The 23,378-nt window shown below is 75.9% G+C and carries 1 protein-coding gene; it reads left to right on the top strand.

Annotated elements, in window-relative coordinates; all coding sequences use genetic code 11:
- Positions 1-15: 15 nt before the first annotated feature.
- A partial coding sequence (locus ABZ452_RS29645; protein ID WP_357949845.1) for an SDR family NAD(P)-dependent oxidoreductase occupies positions 16-23,378 on the top strand: 23,363 nt, incomplete at its 3' end.

Below are 23,378 nucleotides of genomic sequence, written 5' to 3'. Positions count from 1 at the left end.
GGGGCAGTGATCCGCATGAAGCATGACCACGACCCGGTCGTCCCGGAGCCGGTCGACGCGGGCGGGCCGGCGATCGCCGTGATCGGCATGTCCTGCCGCCTCCCCCTGGCCCCCGACCCGTCGGCGTTCTGGCGGCTGCTGCGCGACGGGCGCAGCGCCATCGGCGAGACACCGGCGGACCGCTGGGACGACCCGGGCGCGGTCCGGCACGGCGGCTTCCTGGAGCGGGTGGACGAGTTCGACGCCGACTTCTTCGGCATCTCGCCCCGCGAGGCCAGCGCCATGGACCCGCAGCAGCGACTCGTGCTGGAGCTGGCCTGGGAGGCGCTGGAGGACACCGGCATCGTGCCGGGCACCCTGCGCGGCAGCCGGACGGGCGTCTTCGTGGGCGCGATCTGGGACGACTACGCCACCCTGCTGTCCCGGCAGGGCACCGAGGTGATCGGCCAGCACAGCGTCACCGGCACGCACCGCAGCATCATCGCCAACCGGGTCTCGTACACCCTCGGGCTGCACGGGCCGAGCCTCACCATCGACGCGGCCCAGTCGTCCTCCCTGGTCGCCGTGCACATGGCCAGCGCCAGCCTGCGCAGCGGCGAGTCCTCGCTGGCTCTGGCCGGCGGCGCGAACCTGATGATCGTTCCGGAGAGCACCATCCGGTCGGCGCGGTTCGGCGGCCTCTCCCCCGACGGCCGGTGCTTCACCTTCGACGCCCGGGCCAACGGCTACGTGCGGGGCGAGGGCGGCGCGGTGGTCGTGCTGAAGCGGCTGGCCGACGCGCTGGCCGACGGCGACCCGATCTACTGCGTGATCCGCGGCAGCGCCGTCAACAACGACGGCGCCACCGAGGGGCTCACGGTGCCCAGCGTGGATGCCCAGCGACGGGTGCTCGGCGACGCGTACGCGAACGCGGGCGTCGACCCGGCCACGGTGCAGTACGTCGAGCTGCACGGCACCGGCACCCGGGTCGGCGACCCGATCGAGGCGGCGGCGTTGGGCGCCGCGCTCGGGTCGGGGCGTACCGGGACACCGCTGGCCGTCGGCTCGGCCAAGACGAACGTCGGCCACCTGGAGGGCGCGGCCGGGGTGGTCGGCCTGATCAAGGCGGCGCTGAGCATCCGGCACCGGCAGCTGCCACCGAGCCTCAACTTCGCGACCCCGAACCCGGACATCCCCCTGGACGAGCTGCGCCTGCGGGTGCAGACCGAGCTGGGCGACTGGCCCCACCCGGCGGCGCCGCTGGTCGCCGGGGTCAGCTCCTTCGGCATGGGCGGCACCAACTGCCACGTGGTGCTGACCGAGCCGCCCGCGTCCGGGGACCGGGCCGCCGGTCCGGACCGGGCGCGGCGGGGCACGGCCGGGCGCCCGGGAAAGCGCGGGCGCCCGCCGGCGTTCGCCGCGAACGCGTACGTGCTCTCCGCGCGGGACGACGCCGCGCTGGGCGGGCAGGCCCGGCGGCTGCTCGACCGGCTGGCCGACGGCTCCGGGGACGCGCCGCGCGACGTGGCGTACTCGCTGGTCACCACCCGGGCCGCGTTCCCGCACCGGGCCGTGGTGGTGGCCGACGACGGCGACCCGGAGACGCTGCGGGCCGGGCTGGCCGCGCTGGCCGACGGCGAGCCCACCGCGAGCGTCGTACGGGGCACGGCCACCGACCCCGGCCGGGTCGCCTTCCTCTTCTCCGGGCAGGGCAGCCAGCGGGTGCGGATGGGCCAGGAGCTGCGGGCCGCCGTTCCGGCCTTCGCCCGGGCCCTGGACGAGGTCCTCGCCGAGCTGGACCCGCACCTGCCCCGGCCGCTGGGCGAGCTGCTCGCCGCGCCGGAGGGCTCCGCCGACGCCGCGTTGCTCGACCGGACCGGTTTCACCCAGCCGGCGCTCTTCGCAGTCGAGGTGGCGCTGTACCGGCTGGCCGAACAGTCGGGGCTCACCCCGGACCTGCTGCTCGGCCATTCTGTCGGCGAGCTGGCCGCCGCGCACGTGGCGGGCGTCCTGTCGCTGCCGGACGCCTGCGCGCTGGTGGCCGCGCGCGGCAGCCTCATGCAGGCGCTCACCGAGCGCGGCGCCATGGTGGCGGTGCAGGCCACCGAGGACGAGGTCCGGGCGAGCCTGCCCGCCGGCGGACGGGTCGACGTGGCCGCCCTCAACGGTCCCACCTCGACGGTGGTGGCCGGCGACGAGGACGCCGTCCTCGCCCTCGCCGGGCAGTGGCGCGACCGGGGCCGGCGGACCAAGCGGCTGCGGGTCAGCCACGCGTTCCACTCGCCCCACATGGACGCCATGCTCGACGACTTCCGCGCCGTGGCGGAACGGCTCAGCTTCGCCCCGCCCACCATCCCGATCGTGTCCAACCTGACCGGCGCCGTGGCGGAGCCGGCCGAGCTCACCGACCCGGACTACTGGGTGCGGCACGTCCGCCGGGCGGTCCGCTTCGTCGACGGCGTACGGACCCTGCACGAACAGGGCGTGCGGACCTTCGTCGAGGTGGGCCCGGACGGGGTGCTGTCCGGCCTGGGCCGGGACTGCCTGCCCGAGGGCGGGGGCACCTTCGTGCCCCTGCTCCGGCCCCGGCTGCCGGAGACCCGCTCCGTCCTGCTGGCCCTGGCCGCCGCGTACGTGCGGGGCGTACCGGTCGACTGGCCGGCGGTGCTGGCCTGGCCGGGCGGCCCGGCGCCGCGCCGGGTGCCGCTGCCCACCTACGCGTTCCAGCGCCGCCGGTACTGGCTGGACGGGGTGGCCACCCCGGCCCGGACCGAGCCGGCCGCCACGCCGGCCGCGGTGGCACCCGCGCCGGCCGCGCCGTCCGGGGGCGCGCCGGGGAACCCGCTGGCCGACCGGCTCGCCGGGCTCGCCGAGGCGGACCGGCAGCGCGTGCTGCTCGACCTGGTCCGCACCCACGTCGCGATCGTCCTCGGGCACGTCACCGCCCAGACGGTCGCGGACGGCCGCACCTTCAAGGAGCTGGGCTTCGACTCGCTGCTCTCGGTGGAGCTGCGGGACCGGCTGGCCGCCGCCGCCGGACTGAGCCTGCCGGTGGGGCTGCTCTACGACCACCCGACCCCGGAGGCGCTCGCGGCGCACCTGCGTACCCGGCTCGTCGGCGCCGTGCCGGCCGGCGCGGCCGACGCCCCGGCCGCGGTGACCGACGAACCCGTCGCGATCGTCTCCATGGCGTGCCGCTACCCGGGCGGAGCCGAGTCGCCGACCGAGCTGTGGCGGCTGCTCACCGAGGAGGTCGACGCGATCTCCGGCTTCCCCACCGACCGGGGCTGGAACCTGGACGCGCTCTACGACCCGAGCGCCGAGCGCGGCGGCACCAGCTACGTCCGCGAGGGCGGCTTCCTCTACGGCGCCGGCGACTTCGACCCGGGCTTCTTCGGGATCAGCCCGCGTGAGGCGGCGGCGATGGACCCGCAGCAGCGGCTGCTGCTGGAGACCGCCTGGGAGACCCTGGAACGCGCCGGCATCGACCCGACCGGGCTGCGCGGCTCCCGCGCCGGCGTCTTCGTCGGTGCGACGTTCCTCGACTACGGGCCCCGGCTGCACCAGGCGCCGGAGGGCTACGAGGGCTTCCTGCTGACCGGCAGCACCACCAGCGTCGCCTCGGGCCGGCTGGCGTACACGATGGGCTTCGAGGGCCCGGCGGTGACCGTGGACACCGCCTGCTCCTCCTCGCTGGTGGCGATCCACCTCGCCGCCCAGGCGCTGCGGCAGGGCGAGTGCACCATGGCGCTGGCCGGCGGCGTCACCGTGATGGCCACGCCGGGCATGTTCGTCGAGTTCAGCCGGCAGCGCGGGCTGGCGCCGGACGCGCGGTGCAAGCCGTTCGCCGAGGCCGCCGACGGCACCGCGTGGGGCGAGGGCGTCGGCCTGGTCCTGCTGGAGCGGCTGTCGGACGCGCACCGCAACGGCCACCAGGTGCTCGCCGTGATCCGCGGCTCGGCGGTGAACCAGGACGGCGCCAGCAACGGCCTCACCGCACCGAACGGGCCGTCCCAGGAGCGGCTCATCCGGCAGGCGCTCGCCGCGTCCGGCCTCGGCGGTGCGGACGTCGACGCGGTCGAGGCGCACGGCACCGGCACCCGGCTGGGCGACCCGATCGAGGCGCAGGCGCTGCTGGCCACGTACGGGCAGGACCGGCCCGCGGACCGGCCGCTGTGGCTGGGGTCGGTCAAGTCGAACCTCGGTCACACCCAGGCCGCCGCGGGCGTCGCCGGGGTGATCAAGATGGTCCAGGCGATGCGCCACGGCCTGCTGCCGCGCACCCTGCACGTCGACGCGCCCAGCTCGCACGTGGACTGGTCGGCCGGCGCGGTGGCCCTGCTGACCGAGCCGACCCCCTGGCCCGAGCGGGACCGGCCGCGCCGGGCCGGGGTCTCCTCGTTCGGCATCAGCGGCACCAACGCGCACCTGATCCTGGAACAGTCCCCGGTGGCCGACGCGGCCGGCGAGGATCCGGCCCCGGACGAGCCGGCCGGCCAGGACGAGCAGGCCGGCAGCGCTGACGCGCAGCCCGCCGTGCCGCTGCCGTGGCTGCTGTCGGCGAAGACCCCGGCGGCGCTGCGCGCGCAGGCGGCCAACCTCGCCGGGTACGCGCAGGAACGCCCGGACCTGGACCACGACCGGGTGGCGGCGACCCTGATCGGCAGCCGCGCGACCTTCCACCACCGGGCCGCCGTGCTGCCCGACGACGACCCGGTCGAGGCGCTGCGGGCCCTCGCCGAGGACCGGCCGCACCTGGCCCTGCTCCAGCACACCGCCTCCCACACCGGCCGGACGGTGTTCGTGTTCCCCGGCCAGGGCGGGCAGTGGCTCGGCATGGGCCGCGAACTCGCCGCGCGGAGCGAGGTCTTCGCCGCCCACCTGGACGCCTGCGCGGAGGCGCTGCGGCCCTACGTCGACTGGGACCTGCACGCCGTGCTGCACGACGACGACCCGGACTGGCTGACGCGGGTGGACGTGGTCCAGCCGGTGCTGTTCGCCGTCATGACCGGACTCGCCGCCGTGTGGCGGCACCACGGCATCACCCCCGACGCCGTCATCGGCCACTCCCAGGGCGAGATCGCCGCCGCCTGCGCCGCCGGAGCCCTGGCCCTGGACGACGCCGCCAGGATCGTGGCGCTGCGCGCCCAGGCGCTACGCGCGCTCATCGGCCACGGTGACATGGCCTCCCTGGCCCTACCCGCCGACCAGGTCACCGACCTCCTCGCCGCGCTCGACGCCGGCGAGCCGGCCCCGGCTGACGGCGACCGTGGCACGGCCCGGGCATTCATCGCCACGGTCAACGGCCCGAACGCGACGGTCATCGCCGGCGACCCCGACTCCGTCGCCGTCGCCGTGGCCCACTGCAAGGAGCGGGACATCCCCGCCCGCGTCCTGCCCGTCGGCTACGCCTCCCACACCCCCCACGTGGAGGCGTTGCGCGAGGAGATCCTCGCCGCCCTCGACGGCATCGCCCCCACCCCCACCGACGTCGCCTTCTACTCGACGTTCACCGGCGACCGCATCCAGGCCGACACGTTGAGCGCCGACTACTGGTACGACAACCTGCGCCACCCCGTGCAGTTCCAGACCGCCACCGAAGCACTCCTGCGCGACGGCCACACCACCTTCATCGAGGTCAGCCCCCACCCCGTCCTCATCCAACCCATCGAAGAGACCGCCGACGGGCAGGACATCGTCGCCCTGCCCACCCTGCGCCGCGACACCACCGGCCAGCTCGCCGCCGCCCTGGCCACCGCGCACACCCACGGCCTGCCCGTCGACTGGCGGCCGCTGCTGCCGGCGGCGCCGCCGGTCGAGCTGCCCACCTACCCCTTCGAGCACCAGCGGTTCTGGCTGCAGGCCGGCACCCGGGGCGGGGAACCCGCCGAGCTGGGCCTCAGCGGCGCGGACCACCCGCTGCTCGGCGCGACCGTCGAACTCGCCGACGGGGAGGGTTACCTGCTCACCGGCTGGCTGTCCCTGCACGCCCACCCCTGGCTGGCCGACAGCGTGGTCGCCGCGGGCACCGTCGTACCGGCCGCCACCTTCGTCGAGCTGAGCCTGCACGCCGGCAGCCACGTCGGGTACGCCCGCCTCGACGAGCTGACCGTCGAGACGGCACTCACCTTCCCCGAGCACGGGGCCGTGCACATCCAGATCGAGGTCGGCGAGGACGACGAGTCCGGCCGGCGGCCGATCACCATCCACTCCCGTACCGGCATCAGCCCCGGCACCGAGTGGACCCACCACGCCACCGGCCGGCTCAGCGCCGGCGCGGCGCCGGGCACCGGCCCCGACGCCGGGCGGGCGACCTGGCCGCCCGCCGACGCCGAGCCGCTCGACGCCGACCGGCTCTACCCCGACCTCGCGCGGGCCGGCCGGGAGTACGGCCCGGCGTTCCGCGCGGTCCGAGCGGTCTGGCGCGCCGGTGACACCACGTACGCCGAGCTCCACCTGCCCGAGGAGGTGGACGCCGGCGGCTACGGCATCCACCCCGCGCTGCTCGACGCCGCCCTGCACGCCCTGGCCGTCGACGGCGACCCCGCGCTGCCGCAACTCCCCCGCGCCTGGACCGGGGTCACCCTGCACGCGGTGGACGCCCGCGCCCTGCGGGTGCGGATCGCCCGCACCGGCCCGGACACCGTCACCCTGGCCGCCGCCGACCCGGCCGGCGCCCCCGTGGTGACCGTCGACGCGCTGACCCTGGCCCCCGTCACGGCCGGAGCCGGCGCCGGCTCCGCCCGGGACTCGCTGCACCAGGTCGAGTGGCGGCCGGTGAACGCCGCACCGGCCCGTCGGCCCTGGCCGGTGACCGACCTGACCGGCCTCGACACGCTGCTCGCCGGGGAGGAGCCCCCGCCCGAGGTGGTCGTCGTCGAGGTGACCGCACCGACGGACGACGTGGCCGCGGCGACCCACGAGCTGGCCGGCCGGGTGGCCGCCGCCCTGCGCGACTGGCTGACCAACGAGCGGCTGCACGGCAGCCGGCTGGTGGTGCTGACCCGCGGGGCCGTCGCCGCCCGGGCCGACGACGACGTCACCGACCTGCCCGCCGCTGCCCTGTGGGGGCTCGTCCGCTCGGCCCAGTCCGAACACCCGGACCGGGTGACCGTCATCGACGCGGACGAGGCCGACCCGCGGCTCGTCGCGGCGGCCGTCGCCACCGGCGAACCCCAGCTCGCCCTCCGGGCCGGCACCCTGCTCGCGCCGCGGCTCACCCGTCTCCGGACGCCGTCCGAGCCCACCGCCTCGCCGCTGGACCCGTCGGGCACCGTCCTGGTCACCGGCGGCACCGGCACGCTCGGCGCGCTGCTCGCCGAGCACCTGGTCCGCACCGGCCAGGCCCGGCACCTGCTGCTGGCCGGCCGCCGCGGCCCGGCCGCACCGGAGGCACCGGCGCTGACCGCCCGGCTGGAGGCACTCGGCGCGACCGTGCGTGTCGTCGCCTGCGACACCGCGGACCCGGACGCGGTCCGCGCCCTGGTCGACGGCGTACCGTCCGCCCACCCGCTCACCGCTGTCTTCCACACCGCCGGCGTGCTGCACGACGCCACGCTGCACACCCTGACCGCGGAACAGTTGCACACCGTGCTGCGGGCCAAGGTGGACGCCGCCTGGCACCTGCACCGGGCCACCGCCCACCTGCCCCTGGCCGCGTTCGTGCTCTATTCCTCGGCCGCCGGCATCCTGGGCAGCCCCGGTCAGGGCAACTACGCCGCCGCCAACACCTTCCTCGACGCGCTCGCCCAGCACCGGCACGCGCACGGCCTGCCCGCCACCAGCCTCGCCTGGGGCTACTGGGCGCAGGCCAGCGGCATGACCGGGCACCTCGACGAGACCGACCAGGCCCGGATGGCCCGCGCCGGGCTGCGCCCACTGCCCACCGACGACGCGCTGGCCCTGCTCGACGTCGCGGTCGCCGGAGACCGGCCGGCCCTCGTGCCGCTGGCCCTGGACCTGGCGGTGCTGCGCGGCAACACCGGCGGCGCCGGCGTACCCGCGGTGCTGCGCGGGCTGGTCCGCACGCCGACCCGCCGCGCGGCGGCCGCGGCGGTGGTCGCCGGTTCGGACCTGGCGCAGCAGGTCGCCGGCCTGGCGGGCGCCGACCGGGACCGGATGCTGCTCGACCTGGTCCGCGCGCAGGTGGCGGTCGTCCTCGGGCACCGCAGCGCGGAGGCGGTCGAGCCGCACCGGACCTTCAAGGACCTCGGCTTCGACTCGCTCACGGCGGTCGAGCTGCGCAACCGGCTCAACGCGGCCACCGGGCTGCGGCTGCCCGCCACCGTCGTCTTCGACCATCCGAACCCGCAGTCCGTCGTGGACCGGTTGCGCACCGAACTGCTCGGCGCCCCGGTGAGCACCGGGCCGGCGCCCCGCCCCCGGGCCTCGGCCGCCGACGACCCCATCGCCATCGTCGGCATGGCCTGCCGCTATCCGGGCGACGCCCGGACCCCGGAGGACCTGTGGCGGCTCGTGCTCGACGGGGCCGACGCCACCAGCGACTTCCCGGTCAACCGGGGCTGGGACCTGGAGGCGCTCTACCACCCGAGCCCCGACGAGCCCGGCCGCACGTACGCCCGGCGCGGCGGTTTCCTGCACGACGCCGACGCCTTCGACGCGCAGTTCTTCGGGATCAGCCCGCGGGAGGCCCTGGCGACCGACCCGCAGCAGCGGATCCTCCTCGAAACCGCCTGGGAGGCCCTGGAACGCGCCGGCATCGACCCGACCACCCTGAAGACCACCCCGACCGGCGTCTTCACCGGCGTGATCTCCCAGGAGTACGCGCCCCGCGCCGGGCAGCGCCACCACGAGGTCGAGGGCTTCCTGCTCGCCGGCAACACGACAAGCGTGGCATCCGGGCGGCTGGCGTACACCCTCGGTCTGGAGGGGCCGGCCATCACCATCGACACCGGTTGCTCGTCGTCGCTGGTGGCCACCCACCTGGCCGTGCAGGCGCTGCGCAACGGCGAGTGCACCCTGGCGCTGGCCGGCGGCGTGACCGTCATGGCCTCGCCGAGCATCTTCGTGGAGTTCAGCCGCCAGCGGGGGCTCTCGCCCGACGGGCGCTGCCGGTCGTTCGCCGACGGCGCGGACGGCACGGGCTGGGGCGAGGGCTCGGGGCTGCTCGTGCTGGAACGGCTCTCGGACGCCCGTCGCAACGGCCACCAGGTGCTCGCCGTCATCCGTGGCTCCGCGGTCAACCAGGACGGCGCCAGCAACGGGCTGACCGCACCGAACGGACCCTCCCAGCAGCGGGTGATCCAGCAGGCCCTGGCCAACGCCGGCCTCACCCCCACCGACATCGACGCGGTCGAAGCCCACGGCACCGGCACGGCCCTGGGCGACCCCATCGAAGCTCAGGCGCTGCTATCGACCTACGGGCAGAACCGCGACGAGCCGTTGTGGCTGGGGTCGATCAAGTCGAACATCGGGCACACCCAGGCCGCGGCCGGCGTCGCCGGCATCATCAAAATGGTCCAGGCCATCCGCCACGGAACGCTGCCGAAGACCCTGCACGTCGACACGCCTTCGTCGCACGTGGACTGGGACACCGGGGACGTCGCGCTGCTCACCGAGAACACCGCGTGGCCCGACCATGACCGGCCCCGCCGCGCCGGCGTCTCCTCCTTCGGGATCAGCGGCACCAACGCCCACCTCATCATCGAACAGGCCCCACCGACCGCGGCCCCGCCGGCCGCCACCCCGGAGCCGCCGGTCGCCCAGGTCGCGCTGCCCTGGCTGCTGTCGGCGAAGACGCCCGCCGCGCTGCGCGCCCAGGCCGCGCAAATGGTGGCGCACGTCGAGGAGGAGCCGGGGTGCGCCCCGGCCGGGGTCGGCTACGCGCTGGCCACCACCCGGGCGACGTTCGAGCACCGGGCGGCCGTCCTGGCCGGTGGCGACGTGCTGCCCGGCCTGCGGGCCCTGGCCGCCGGGGAGCCACACCCCACCGTGGTGCGGGACACGGCCGTGCCGGTCGGCCCGGTGGCGTTCCTGCTCACCGGCCAGGGCGCCCAGTACCCCGGGATGGGCGCGGAGCTGGCCGAGCGGTTCGGAGTCTTCGCGGCCGCCCTGGACGAGGTGTGCGCCGCCGTCGACCCGCACCTGGAACACCCGCTGCGCGAGGTGATGTCCGGCCGGCACACCGACCTGCTCGGGCAGACCCGCTACACCCAGCCGGCGCTGTTCGCCTTCGAGACCGCCATGTTCCGGCTGCTGGGCAGCTTCGGAATCGCCCCCGACCACCTGATCGGCCACTCGATCGGCGAGCTGACCGCCGCCCACCTCGCCGGGGTGCTCACCCTGGCGGACGCGGCCGCCCTGATCACCACGAGGGCCGCGCTCATGAACGCCATGCCGCCGGGCGCCATGCTCAGCGTGGCGGCCACCCTCGACGAGGTCGCCCCGCTGCTCGCCGGGCACCCGGGGGTCGGCCTCGCCGCGCACAACAGCCCCGGCTCGCTGGTCCTCGCCGGCGACCCCGTGGAGATCGACGCGCTCGCCGCGGCCCTGCGCGAACAGGGCCACGACGGCCGGCGGCTGCACGTGGCGCACGCGTTCCACTCCGCGCACACCGACGGCATCCTGGACGAGTTCCGGCAGGCCGCCGCCGCAGTCACCTTCCACCCCGCCCGGATCCCGATCGTCTCCAACCTCACCGGCGCGCTCGCCACCGACGAGGAACTGGCCGACCCCGACTACTGGGCCCGGCACATCCGGCACGCCGTCCGCTACGCCGACGGGACCCGGCGGCTGCACGAGCTGGGCGTCACCCACTTCGTCGAACTGGGCCCCGACGGCACGCTCACCACGCTGACCCACGAGACGCTGCCCGGGCACGCCCGCGCCACCGCCACCCAGCGACGCGGGCAGCAGCCGACCGACACGCTGCTCGCCGCCCTGGCCGCACTGCACGCCGGCGGCCTGCCCGTGGACTGGTCGCCGCTGCACCCGGTGCCCGCCCCCGCACCGGTGCCGCTGCCCACCTACCCCTTCCAGCACCAGCGCTTCTGGCTCCACGCCGGCAACAGCGCCGACGTGAGCGCCGCCGGGTTGCACGCCAGCGGCCACCCGGTGCTCGCCGCCGCCACCCGGCTGGCGCACCACGACAGCTACCTGTTCACCGGCCGCCTCGCCACCGGCACCCACCCGTGGCTGGCCGACCAGACCGTCGACGGCCACGTGCTGCTGCCCTCAGCGGCCCTGGTCGAGCTGGCCCTGCAGGCCGGCGAACAGGTCGGCCTGCCGTACCTGGCGGAACTCGACGTGCGGGCGCCGCTGGCGCTGGCCGCCGGCGCCTCCGTCCACCTCCAGGTGGAGATCGGCGGGGCCGGGCCGGACGGGCACCGGCCGGTGGCCGTGCACTCCCGGCCGTCGGAGGGCGCGGACGACGACTGGGCCGCCGACCGGTGGACCGAGCTGGCCGCCGGGCGCCTCACCGCCGCGCCGGCCGGCGGTCCGGAGCCGGAGCCGGCCGCGTGGCCGCCGCCCGGAGCGGTGCCGCTGGACACGACGAACTGCTACACCGACCTCGCCGACACCGGCCTGGCCTGCGGGCCCGCGTACCAGACCCTCACCGCCGCCTGGCGCTCCGGCGACGACCTCTACGCGGAGGTCCGGCTCCCCGACGACGTCGACCCCACCGGGTACGGCATCCACCCCGCCCTGCTCGACGCGACGCTGCACGTGGTCGCCCTCGCCGACCCGGCGCCGGCCGCCCGGGTGGCGTCGGCCTGGCGGGGCGTCGCACTGCCCGCCGGCGGCGCCACCGACCTGCGGGTACGCCTGACGCCGGGCGACGCGGGGACGTACCGCCTCGACGCGGCCGACCCGGCCGGCGGGCGCGTGGTGACCGTCGACGCGCTCACCCTCACCCCGGTCGAGCGCGGCACGCCGGCGCCGGCCCGCGCCGACGATGCGCTGTACCAGGTCGACTGGGTGCCGGTGCCGACCGTCGCGGCGCACACCGACCCCTGGCCGGTCAGCACCCTCGACGGGGCCGTCGAGCTGCTCGGGACGGCCGCCGCCGTACCCGACGTGCTGGTGGTCGCACCGGTCGCGCCGGAACCCGGCGTCGCGGGCGCGCACGCCCTGGTGGAGCGCACGGCGGCGCTGCTCACCGCCTGGCTCGGCGACGAGCGGACCGGGTCGTCCCGGCTCGTGGTGCTGACCCGCCGGGCGATCGGCACCCGCCCGGACGAGGACGTCCAGGACCTCGCCGCCGCCCCGCTCTGGGGTCTGCTCCGGTCGGCGCAGTCCGAACACCCGGACCGGATCGTGGTCGCCGACCACGACGGCGCCCCGGGCAGCCTCGACCTGCTGCCGGCCGCCGTGGCCGGCGGGGAGCCCCAGCTCGCCCTCCGCGACGGCGCGGCGCTCGCCCCGCGGCTGGCCCGCGCCGCGACGCCGGCCGCTGGTCCGGCCGCGGTGGACCCGGACGGTACGGTGCTGATCACCGGCGGCACGGGCACCCTCGGCGCGCTGCTCGCCGAGCACCTGGCCCACACCGGCCGGGCCCGGCACCTGCTACTGGTCAGCCGACGCGGCCCCGACGCACCGGGAGCAACCGACCTGGTCGACCGGCTCACCGAACTGGGCGCCACCACCACCGTGGTCGCCTGCGACACCGCCGACCCCGACGCCGTCGCCCACCTCATCGCCGGCATCCCCACCGCCCACCCCCTCACCGCCGTGTTCCACACCGCCGGCGTGGTCGACGACGCCGCCGTGCACACCCTCACCCCCGAGCAGATCCACACCGTGCTGCGGCCCAAGGTGGACGCCGCCTGGCACCTGCACGCGGCCACCGCCCACCTGCCGCTGGCCGCGTTCGTGCTCTACTCCTCGGTGGCCGGCACGCTCGGCACCGGCGGGCAGGGCAACTACGCCGCCGCCAACACCTACCTCGACGCGCTGGCCCACCACCGGCGGGCGCACGGCCTGCCGGCCACCGCCCTGGCCTGGGGCTTCTGGGCGCAGACCAGCGGCATCACCGGTCACCTCGACCGGGCCGACCAGGCGCGGATCGCCCGTACCGGGCTGGTGCCGCTGGCCAGCGAGCACGCGCTCGCCCTGCTCGACGCGGCACTCGCCCAGGACCGGCCGGCCCTGGTGCCGACCACGCTGGACCTGGCCCGGCTCCGGGCCCAGGCCGCCGAGGTCGGCGTGCCGGCGATCCTGCGCGGCCTGGTGCGGAGCCCCCGGCGACGCTCGGCCGGCGCGTCCGCCGGGCGGGCCACCTCCTCCCTGGGCCGGCAGCTCGCCGGGCTCGGCGACGCCGACCGCGCCCGGCTGCTGCTCGACCTGGTCCGCGCGCAGGTCGCCCTGGTGCTCGGGCACGCCGACGTGGACGGCATCGGCCCGGACCGCGCGTTCAAGGACCTGGGCTTCGACTCGCTCACCGCCGTCGAGCTGCGCAACCGGCTCAACGCGGCCACCGAGCTGCGGCTGCCCACCACGATCATCTTCGACCACCCGACGCCGGCCGCGCTGGCCGACCGGATCGGGGTCGAGGTCGCCGGCACCGGGTCGGCCGGGGCGGCGGCCCCGACCACGGTGATCGCCGCGGCCGACGAGCCGATCGCCATCGTCGGCATGGCCTGCCGCTACCCGGGGGAGGCGGACACCCCGGAGCAGCTGTGGCAGCTGCTGGTCGACGGGGTGGACACGGTCAGCGGCTTCCCGACCGGGCGGGGCTGGGACCTCGACGGGCTCTACGACCCCCGGCCCGACCAGCCGGGCCGCACGTACGCCCGGGAGGGCGGCTTCGTCCACGACGCGGACGCGTTCGACGCCGACTTCTTCGGCATCAGCCCCCGCGAGGCCCTGGCGACCGACCCGCAGCAGCGGATCCTCCTCGAAACCGCCTGGGAGGCCCTGGAACGCGCCGGCATCGACCCGACCACCCTGAAGACCACCCCGACCGGCGTCTTCACCGGCGTGATCTCCCAGGAGTACGCGCCGCGTGCCGGGCAGAAGCCGCGGGAGCTGGAGGGTTTCCTGCTCGCCGGCAACGCCACGAGCGTCGCCTCCGGCCGGATCGCGTACGCGCTGGGGCTGGTCGGCCCCGCGATCACGGTGGACACGGCGTGCTCGTCGTCGCTGGTCGCGACGCACCTGGCGGTGCAGGCCCTACGCAGCGGCGACTGCACCCTGGCGCTGGCCGGCGGCGCCACGATCATGGCCACCCCGGGCATCTTCGTCGAGTTCAGCCGGCAGCGCGGGCTTGCTCCGGACGGCCGGTGCAAGCCGTTCGCCGAGGCCGCCGACGGCACCGGTTGGGGCGAGGGCTCGGGGCTGATCCTGCTGGAACGCCTGTCGGACGCCCGCCGCAACGGCCACCGGGTACTCGCCGTCATCCGTGGATCGGCGGTCAACCAGGACGGCGCCAGCAACGGGCTGACCGCACCGAACGGGCCCTCCCAGCAGCGCGTGATCCAGCAGGCCCTGGCCAACGCCGGACTCACCCCCACCGACGTCGACGCCGTCGAAGCCCACGGCACCGGCACCACCCTCGGCGACCCCATCGAAGCCCAGGCCCTGCTCGCCACCTACGGGCAGAACCGCGACGAGCCCCTCTGGCTCGGCTCGATCAAGTCGAACATCGGGCACACCCAGGCCGCCGCCGGCGTCGCCGGCATCATCAAAATGGTCCAGGCCCTCCGCCACGGCGTCCTGCCGAAGACGTTGCACACCGATGCCCCCTCGTCGCACGTGGACTGGTCGGCCGGGGACGTCGCCCTGCTCACGGAGAACACCGCGTGGCCGGATCACGACCGGCCCCGCCGCGCCGGCGTCTCCTCCTTCGGCATCAGCGGCACCAACGCCCACCTCATCATCGAACAGGCCCCGGCCGCGGCGCCCACGGTGAACGGGGAAACGACGGCCGCAGCCAACGGGGAAGCAGCGCCCGCGGTGGACGCGGGAGCGGTCGTCGGGCTGCCGTGGCTGCTGTCGGCGAAGACGCCCGCCGCGCTGCGGGACCAGGCCGCCAACCTCGCCGCCCACGTCGACCAGCACCCGGATCTGGACCGGGGCGCGGTCGCCGCCGCCCTGCTCACCACCCGCACCGCGTTCGCGCAGCGCGCGGCGGTGCTGCCCGGCCCGGATCCGGTCGACGCCCTGCGCGCGCTCGCCGAGGACCGCCCACACCCCGCGCTGCTCCAGCACACCGCCACCCACACCGGCCGGACCGTGTTCGTCTTCCCCGGCCAGGGCGGCCAATGGCTCGGCATGGGCCGCGAACTCGCCGAACAGAGCGAGGTGTTCGCCGCCCACCTCGACGCCTGCGCGGAGGCGCTGCGCCCCTACGTCGACTGGGACCTGCGTGAGGTGCTGGATGACGACGACCCGGACTGGTTGACCCGGGTGGACGTGGTCCAACCCGTCCTGTTCGCCGTCATGACCGGGCTGGCCGCCGTATGGCGGCACCACGGGATCGTCCCCGACGCCGTGATCGGCCACTCCCAGGGCGAGATCGCCGCCGCCCACGCCGCCGGAGCCCTCTCCCTGGCCGACGCCGCCAAGATCGTCGCCCTACGCGCCCGATCGCTGAGGGCGCTCATCGGACACGGTGACATGGCCTCCCTCGCCCTGCCCGCCGACCAGGTCACCGAACTCCTGCACACCATCACGACCGCCGGCGACGACCGCACGAAGGGCCGCGCCGCGCGACGCGGAAAAGCCCACCTCACCACCGTCAACGAACCCACCGCCACCGCCGACGGATCCGCCGCCACCGCCGGCGGACCCGCCACCACCGCGGGCGGACCCGGCGCCACCCCTCGGGCCTACATCGCCACCGTCAACGGACCCAACGCCACCGTGATCGCGGGCGACCCCGACGCCGTCGCGGCGATCGTGGCCCACTGCAAGGACCGCGACATCCCCGCCCGCGTGCTCCCCGTCGGCTACGCCTCCCACACCCCCCACGTCGAAGCCCTCCGCGACGAGATCCTCGCCGCCCTCGACGGAATCACCCCCACCCCCACCGACGTCGCCTTCTACTCGACGTTCACCGGCGACCGCATCCAGGCCGACACGTTGAGCGCCGACTACTGGTACGACAACCTCCGCCACCCCGTGCAGTTCCAGACCGCCACCGAAGCACTCCTGCGCGACGGCCACACCACCTTCCTCGAACTCAGCCCCCACCCCGTCCTCATCCAACCCATCGAGGACACCGCCGACCAGCGCGACATCGTCGCCCTGCCCACCCTGCGCCGCGACACCACCGGCCAGCTCGCCACCGCCCTGGCCACCGCGTACCTCCGGGGGCTGCCGGTCGACTGGTCGCCGCTGCTGCCCGCGGCGACCCCGCCGGTGCCGCTGCCCACGTACGCCTTCCAGCACCAGCGCTACTGGCTCACCACCCGGGACGCGCTCAGCGAGCCGGCGGACCTGGGCCTCGGCGGCGCCGACCACCCGCTGCTGGCCGCCGCGATCGAGCTGCCCGACCAGCAGGGCCACCTGTTCACCGGCCGGCTCACCACCACCAGCCAGCCGTGGATCGCCGACCACGCCGTCACCGGCACCGTCCTGCTGCCCGGCACGGCGTTCGTGGAGCTCGCCCTGCACGCCGGCCACCACACCGGACACCCGCACCTGGACGACCTCACCATCGAGGCGCCGCTGGCCCTGACCGGCACCGGGCCGGTCCAGGTCCAGGTCGAGGTGGGCGCCCCCGACGCCACCGACCACCGGCCGGTCACCATCCGCTCCCGCGCCGGGCAGGACGGCGAGTGGCTGCGGCACGCCACCGGCGCGCTGGGGGCGACGGCGGCGCCGCCGGCCGCGGACCTCAGCGCCTGGCCGCCCGCCGACGCCATCCCGGTCGACCTCGACGGGTTCTACCCCGAACTGGCCGCCACCGGCCTCGGCTACGGGCGGGCCTTCCAGGGCCTGCACCGCGCCTGGCGCGCCGGCCGGGACCTCTGGGCCGAGGTGCGGCTGCCGGACGAGGTCGACCACGCCGGGTACGGCATCCACCCCGCCCTGCTCGACGCCGCCCTCCACGTGATCACCCTCGCCGCCGGCGCCGAGACCGTCCGGCTCCCCTTCGCCTGGTCGGCGGTGGGCCTGCACGCCACCGGCGCCCGAGCCCTGCGGGTACGCCTCACCGTCGACGGTCCGGACGCGGTCACCGTGACCGCCGCCGACCCGACCGGCGCGCCCGTCGCCACCATCGGCTCGCTCACCGTACGGCCGCTGCCGGCCGGTCAGCTCCCGGTCGCCACCGGTGCCGACCCCTCGTACCGGGTCGACTGGACGCCGGTGCCGGTGGGCGGCCCGGCGGAGCTGCCGTACCCGGTCGACCCCTCCGGGCTGGCCGACCTGCTGGCCGGCGACGCGCCCGCGCCGCCGCTGGTCGTGCTCGGCGTACCGGCCTCCGGCGGCGACGTGGTGGCCGCCACCCACCGGCTGACCGAGCAGGTCGCCCGCCTGCTGCAGGACTGGCTCGCCGACGAGCGGTACGCCGCGAGCCGCCTCGTGGTGCTGACCGGCGACGCCGTCGGCACCGGCCCGGAGGAGAACGTCACCGACCTGCCGGCTGCCGCCCTGTGGGGGCTGGTGCGCTGCGCCCAGTCCGAGCACCCGGACCGGTTCGTCCTGGTCGACTCCGACGGCGCCCCGGCCAGCGTGGCGGCGCTCGGCGCGACGGTCGCGACGGGTGAGCCGCAGGTCGCCGTACGCGCCGGCCGGGTGCTGGTGCCCCGGCTGGCCCGCGCCGGGCGACCGGACCCGGACGCGCGGCGGCCGCTCGACCCCGACGGTACGGTGCTGATCACCGGCGGCACCGGCACCCTCGGCGCGCTGCTCGCCGAGCACCTGGCCCACACCGGCCGGGCCCGGCACCTGCTACTGGTCAGCCGACGCGGCGCCGACGCACCGGGAGCAACCGACCTGGTCGACCGGCTCACCGAACTGGGCGCCACCACCACCGTGGTCGCCTGCGACACCGCCGACCCCGACGCCGTCGCCGAACTGGTCGCCGGCATCCCCACCGCCCACCCGCTCACCGCCGTGTTCCACACCGCCGGGGTGCTGGACGACGCCGCCGTGCACACCCTCACCCCCGAACAGATCCACACCGTGCTGCGCCCCAAGGTCGACGCCGCCTGGCACCTGCACCGGGCCACCCTGGACCTCGACCTGGCCGCGTTCGTGCTCTACTCCTCCGCGGCGGGCGTGCTGGGCAGCGCCGGGCAGGCGAACTACGCCGCCGGCAACACCTTCCTCGACGCGCTCGCCCAGCACCGCGCCGCGTACGGGCTGGCCGGCACCTCGATCGCCTGGGGTTTCTGGGCCGAGGCCAGCGGCATGACCGGCCACCTGGACCCGGGCGAGCGGGCCCGGATGGCCCGCGACGGGGTGCTGCCGCTGGAAAGCGCGCCCGCGCTGCGGATGCTGGACGCCGCGCTCGCTGGGCACGACCCAGCGCCGGTGCCGGTGCTGCTCGACCTCGCCGCGCTGCGCCGGGCCGACACCGTCCCGGCCATCCTGCGCGGCCTGGTCCGTACCCTCGCGGCACGGCGCACCGCGGCGGGCGCGGCGGGCGCGGCGGTGGACAGCGGTCTGGCCGGCCGGCTCGCCGGGCTCGGCGACGGCGAACGGCAGCGGCTGCTGCTGGACCTGGTCCGCACCCAGGTGGCGGCGGTGCTCGGGCACGGCAGCCCGGAGCTGATCGAGCCGCAGCGGTCCTTCAAGGACCTGGGCTTCGACTCGCTCACCGCCGTGGAGCTGCGCAACCGGCTGAACACGGCGACCGGCCTGCGGCTGCCGGCCACGCTGGTCTTCGACCACCCGAACGCGCAGGCGCTCGCCCGGTACGTGCGCGGCCGGCTGGTGCCCGAGGACGCGGTGGCGACCGCCCGGCCGTCCCCGGTGGCGGGCGGGCCGTCGGACGAGCCGATCGCCATCGTCGGGATGGCCTGCCGCTATCCGGGCGGGGTCGACTCGCCGGAGGCGCTGTGGCGGGTGGTCGCCGAGGGCGTCGACGCGATCGGGGACTTCCCCACCGGCCGGGGCTGGGACCTGGCCGGCCTGTACCACCCGGACCCGGACCACCCGGGTACCGCGTACACCCGGCACGGCGGTTTCCTGCACGAGGCGGACGAGTTCGACGCCGACTTCTTCGGCATCAGCCCACGCGAGGCGGCGGCCACGGATCCGCAGCAGCGGCTGCTGCTGGAGACCGCCTGGGAGGCCCTGGAGCGGGCCGGCATCAACCCGCAGGGGCTGCGTTCCAGCCTCACCGGTGTCTTCACCGGCGTCATGTACAACGACTACGCCAGCCGGTTGCAGCACCAGGTGCCCGCCGGCTACGAGGGCTACCTCGGCAACGGCAGCGCCGGCAGCGTGGCGTCGGGGCGGCTCGCGTACACCCTGGGGTTGGAGGGGCCGGCGCTGACCGTCGACACCGCCTGCTCGTCGTCGCTGGTCGCCACCCACCTGGCCATGCAGGCCCTGCGCAAGGGCGAGTGCACCCTGGCGCTGGCCGGCGGCGTGACGGTGATGGCCACCCCGACCACGTTCATCGAGTTCAGCCGGCAGCGCGGGCTGGCCCCGGACGGCCGGTGCAAGTCCTTCGCGGCGGGCGCCGACGGCACGGGCTGGGGCGAGGGCGTCGGCCTGCTGGTGCTGGAACGCCTCTCCGACGCCCGGCGCAACGGCCACCGGGTGCTCGCGGTGATCCGCGGGTCGGCGGTGAACCAGGACGGGGCCAGCAACGGCCTCACCGCGCCGAACGGGCCGTCCCAGGAACGCCTCATCCACCAGGCCCTGGCCGCGGCCGGCCTGAGCACGGCCGACGTGGACGCCGTCGAGGCGCACGGCACCGGCACCGTCCTCGGCGACCCGATCGAGGCGCAGGCGCTGCTCGCCACGTACGGGCAGGAGCGCGAGGAGCCGTTGTGGCTCGGGTCGGTCAAGTCGAACATCGGCCACACCCAGGCCGCGGCCGGCGTCGCCGGCATCATCAAGATGGTCCAGGCGCTCCGGCACGGCACGCTGCCCAGGACGCTGCACGTGGAGGAGCCCAGCCCGCACGTCGACTGGTCCGCCGGGGCGGTGGCCCTGCTGACCGAGGCCCGGCCCTGGCCGGAGCACGGCCGCCCCCGCCGGGCGGGCGTCTCCTCGTTCGGCGTCAGCGGCACGAACGCGCACGTCATCCTGGAGCAGGCCCCGGAGGCGGAGGCCGGGCCGGCGGCCGAGCCGGTGGTGGCCCTGCCGTGGCTGCTGTCGGCCAAGGCGCCGGCCGCGTTGCGGGAGCAGGCGGCCCGCCTGGCCGAGTTGGTCGACGCGCGACCCGACCTGTCCTCGGGGGCGCTGACCGCGGCGCTGGCCACGTCCCGGGCGGCGTTCGCACACCGCGCCGCCGTGCTGCCGACCCCGGACCCGACCGAGGCGCTGCGGGCCCTGGCCGAGGACCGGCCGCACCCGGCCCTGCTCCGGCACACCGCCGCGCACACCGGCCGGACCGTGTTCGTCTTCCCCGGCCAGGGCGGGCAATGGCTCGGCATGGGCCGCGAACTGGCCGCCCAGAGCGAGGTCTTCGCCGCCCACCTGGACGCCTGCGCGGAGGCGCTGCGGCCCTACGTGGACTGGGACCTGCACGCCGTGCTGCACGACGACGACCCCGACTGGCTCACCCGGGTGGACGTGGTCCAGCCGGTGCTGTTCGCCGTCATGACCGGACTCGCCGCCGTGTGGCGGCACCACGGCATCACCCCCGACGCCGTCATCGGCCACTCCCAAGGCGAAATCGCCGCCGCCTGCGCCGCCGGAGCCCTGCCCCTGGCGGACGCGGCGAAGATCGTCGCGCTGCGCGCCCAAGCCCTGCGGGCGCTGATCGGGCGGGGTGACATGGCCTCCCTCGCCCTACCCGCCGACCAGGTCACCGAACTCCTCACCACCCTGCAAGCCAACAAGCCGACCCCGACCGACGACGGCCGACCCGCCCACGACAGCGACAGCGACAGCGACAGCCGTAACGGAAACCGCAACGGCAACGGCAGCGACAGCGGACCCGATGTCCGGGCACACCGCGCCACCGTCAACGGCCTCGACACCACCCCCCAGGCCTACATCGCCACCGTCAACGGACCCAACGCCACCGTGATTGCCGGCGACCCGGAGGCAGTGGCGGCGATCGTGGCCCACTGCAAGGACCGCGACATCCCCGCCCGCGTGCTCCCCGTCGGCTACGCCTCCCACACCCCCCACGTCGAAGCCCTCCGCGACGAGATCCTCGCCGCTCTCGACGGCATCACCCCAGCCCCCACCGACGTCGCCTTCTACTCGACGTTCACCGGCGACCGCATCCAGGCCGACACGTTGACCGCCGACTACTGGTACGACAACCTGCGCCACCCGGTCCAATTCCAGACGGCAACGGAAGCCCTGCTGCGTGACGGCTACGCCACGTTCATCGAGGTCAGCCCCCACCCGGTGCTCATCCAGCCGATCGAGGACACCGCCGACCAGCGCGACATCATCGCCCTGCCCACCCTGCGCCGCGACACCACCGACCAGCTCACCACCGCCCTGGCCACCGCACACACCCGAGGGCTGCCCGTCGACTGGTCACCGCTGCTGCCGGCGCAGGCAACCCTGGTCGACCTGCCCACCTACGCCTTCCAACGGCAGCGCTACTGGCTGCACGCACCCGCCACCATCAGCGACGCCGCCGACCTCGGCCAAACCTCCGCCGAACACCCCCTCCTCGCCGCCGCCATCGAACTGCCCGACCAGCAGGGACACCTCTTCACCGGCCGGCTCACCCTTGACCGGCAACCCTGGATCGGCGACCACGCCGTCACCGGCACCGTGCTGCTCCCCGGCACCGCCTACGTCGACCTCGCCCTGCACGCCGGCCACCACACCGGACACCCCTATCTGGACGAGCTGACCATCGAGGCGCCGCTCACCCTCGACACGGACAGCGACCTGCAATTGCGGGTCGAGGTCGGCGCCGAAGAGGAGGCGGGACACCGGCCCATCACCATCCACAGCCATCAGCACGACACCTGGACCCGACACGCCACCGGCACCCTCACCCGTACGGCACCGGCTCACCAATCCGCCGCCGACACCGAATGGCCACCGCCCGGCGCCACCCCCGTCGACCTCACCGGCTTCTACGACACCCTGGCCACCACCGGCCTCCAGTACGGCCCGGCTTTCCAGGGCGTCCACGAGGTATGGCGCCACGGCGACACCCTGTACGCCGACATCCACCTGCCCGACGACCAGGACACCACCGGCCACGGCATCCACCCCGCCCTGCTCGACGCCGCTCTGCACCCGATGGCGCTCACGGCCGGCGAAGACGGCGTACGCCTGCCCTTCGCCTGGAGCGGGATCACCCTGCACGCCGTCGGGGCGACCCGGCTGCGGGTGCGGGTGACCCGTACCGGCCCGGACTCGGTCGTCGTGCACACCACCGACCCGCTCGGCCAGCCGGTGGTCACCATCGGGGAGCTGACCGTCCGGCCGCTCGCCGGGAAGCAGCTCAGCGCCGGCCCGCGCGGCGGTGACCCGCTGTACCGGGTCCGCTGGACCCCGATCGACGCGCCGGCCGGGGCGGCGGTGGACGTGCCGCCGGTGCTCGACCTGGCCGGCCTCACCGACCTGCTCGCCTCGGACGCCACCCCGGGGCTGGTGATCCTGGCGCCCGGCGGCGGGACCGACGGCGGACCGGCGGCGACCCACGACCTGGTCACCCGGACCACCGAGGCGCTCCAGGCGTGGCTGGCCGACGAGCGGTACGACGCCGCCCGCCTCGTCGTGCTCACCTCGGGTGCGATCGCGGCCGGCCCGGAGGAGGACGTCACCGACCTGGCCGCGTCGGCGCTGTGGGGGCTGCTTCGCAGCGCCCAGGTCGAGCACCCGGACCGGTTCGTCCTGGTCGACGGGGACGGCAGCGGCTCGCTCGCGGCGGCGCTGGCGATCGGGGAGCCGCAGCTCGCCGTCCGCGACGGCAGGCTGCTCGTGCCGCGCCTGGCCCGGGCGGGTACGCCGGAGGGGCCCGTCCCGGCCCTGGATCCGCAGGGGACGGTGCTGATCACCGGCGGCACCGGCACCCTCGGCGCCCTGCTCGCCGAACACCTCACCACCACCGGCCGCACCCGACACCTCCTCCTCACCAGCCGCCGCGGCCCCCACGCCCCCGGAGCCCCCGAACTCGCCACCCGCCTTCAAAACTTCGGCGCCACCGTCACCACCGTCGCCTGCGACACCACCGACCCCCACCAGCTGCAATCACTCCTCGCCGCCATCCCCACCGAACACCCCCTCACCGCCGTGTTCCACACCGCCGGCACCCTGCACGACGCCACCCTCACCACCCTCACCCCGGAGCACATCCACACCGTCCTCAAACCCAAAATCGACGCCGCCTG

It is taken from the genome of Micromonospora sp. NPDC005707 (genome assembly GCF_040631005.1).
Lineage (GTDB): Bacteria > Actinomycetota > Actinomycetes > Mycobacteriales > Micromonosporaceae > Micromonospora.
This window is presented reverse-complemented; position numbering and strand designations above follow the sequence as displayed.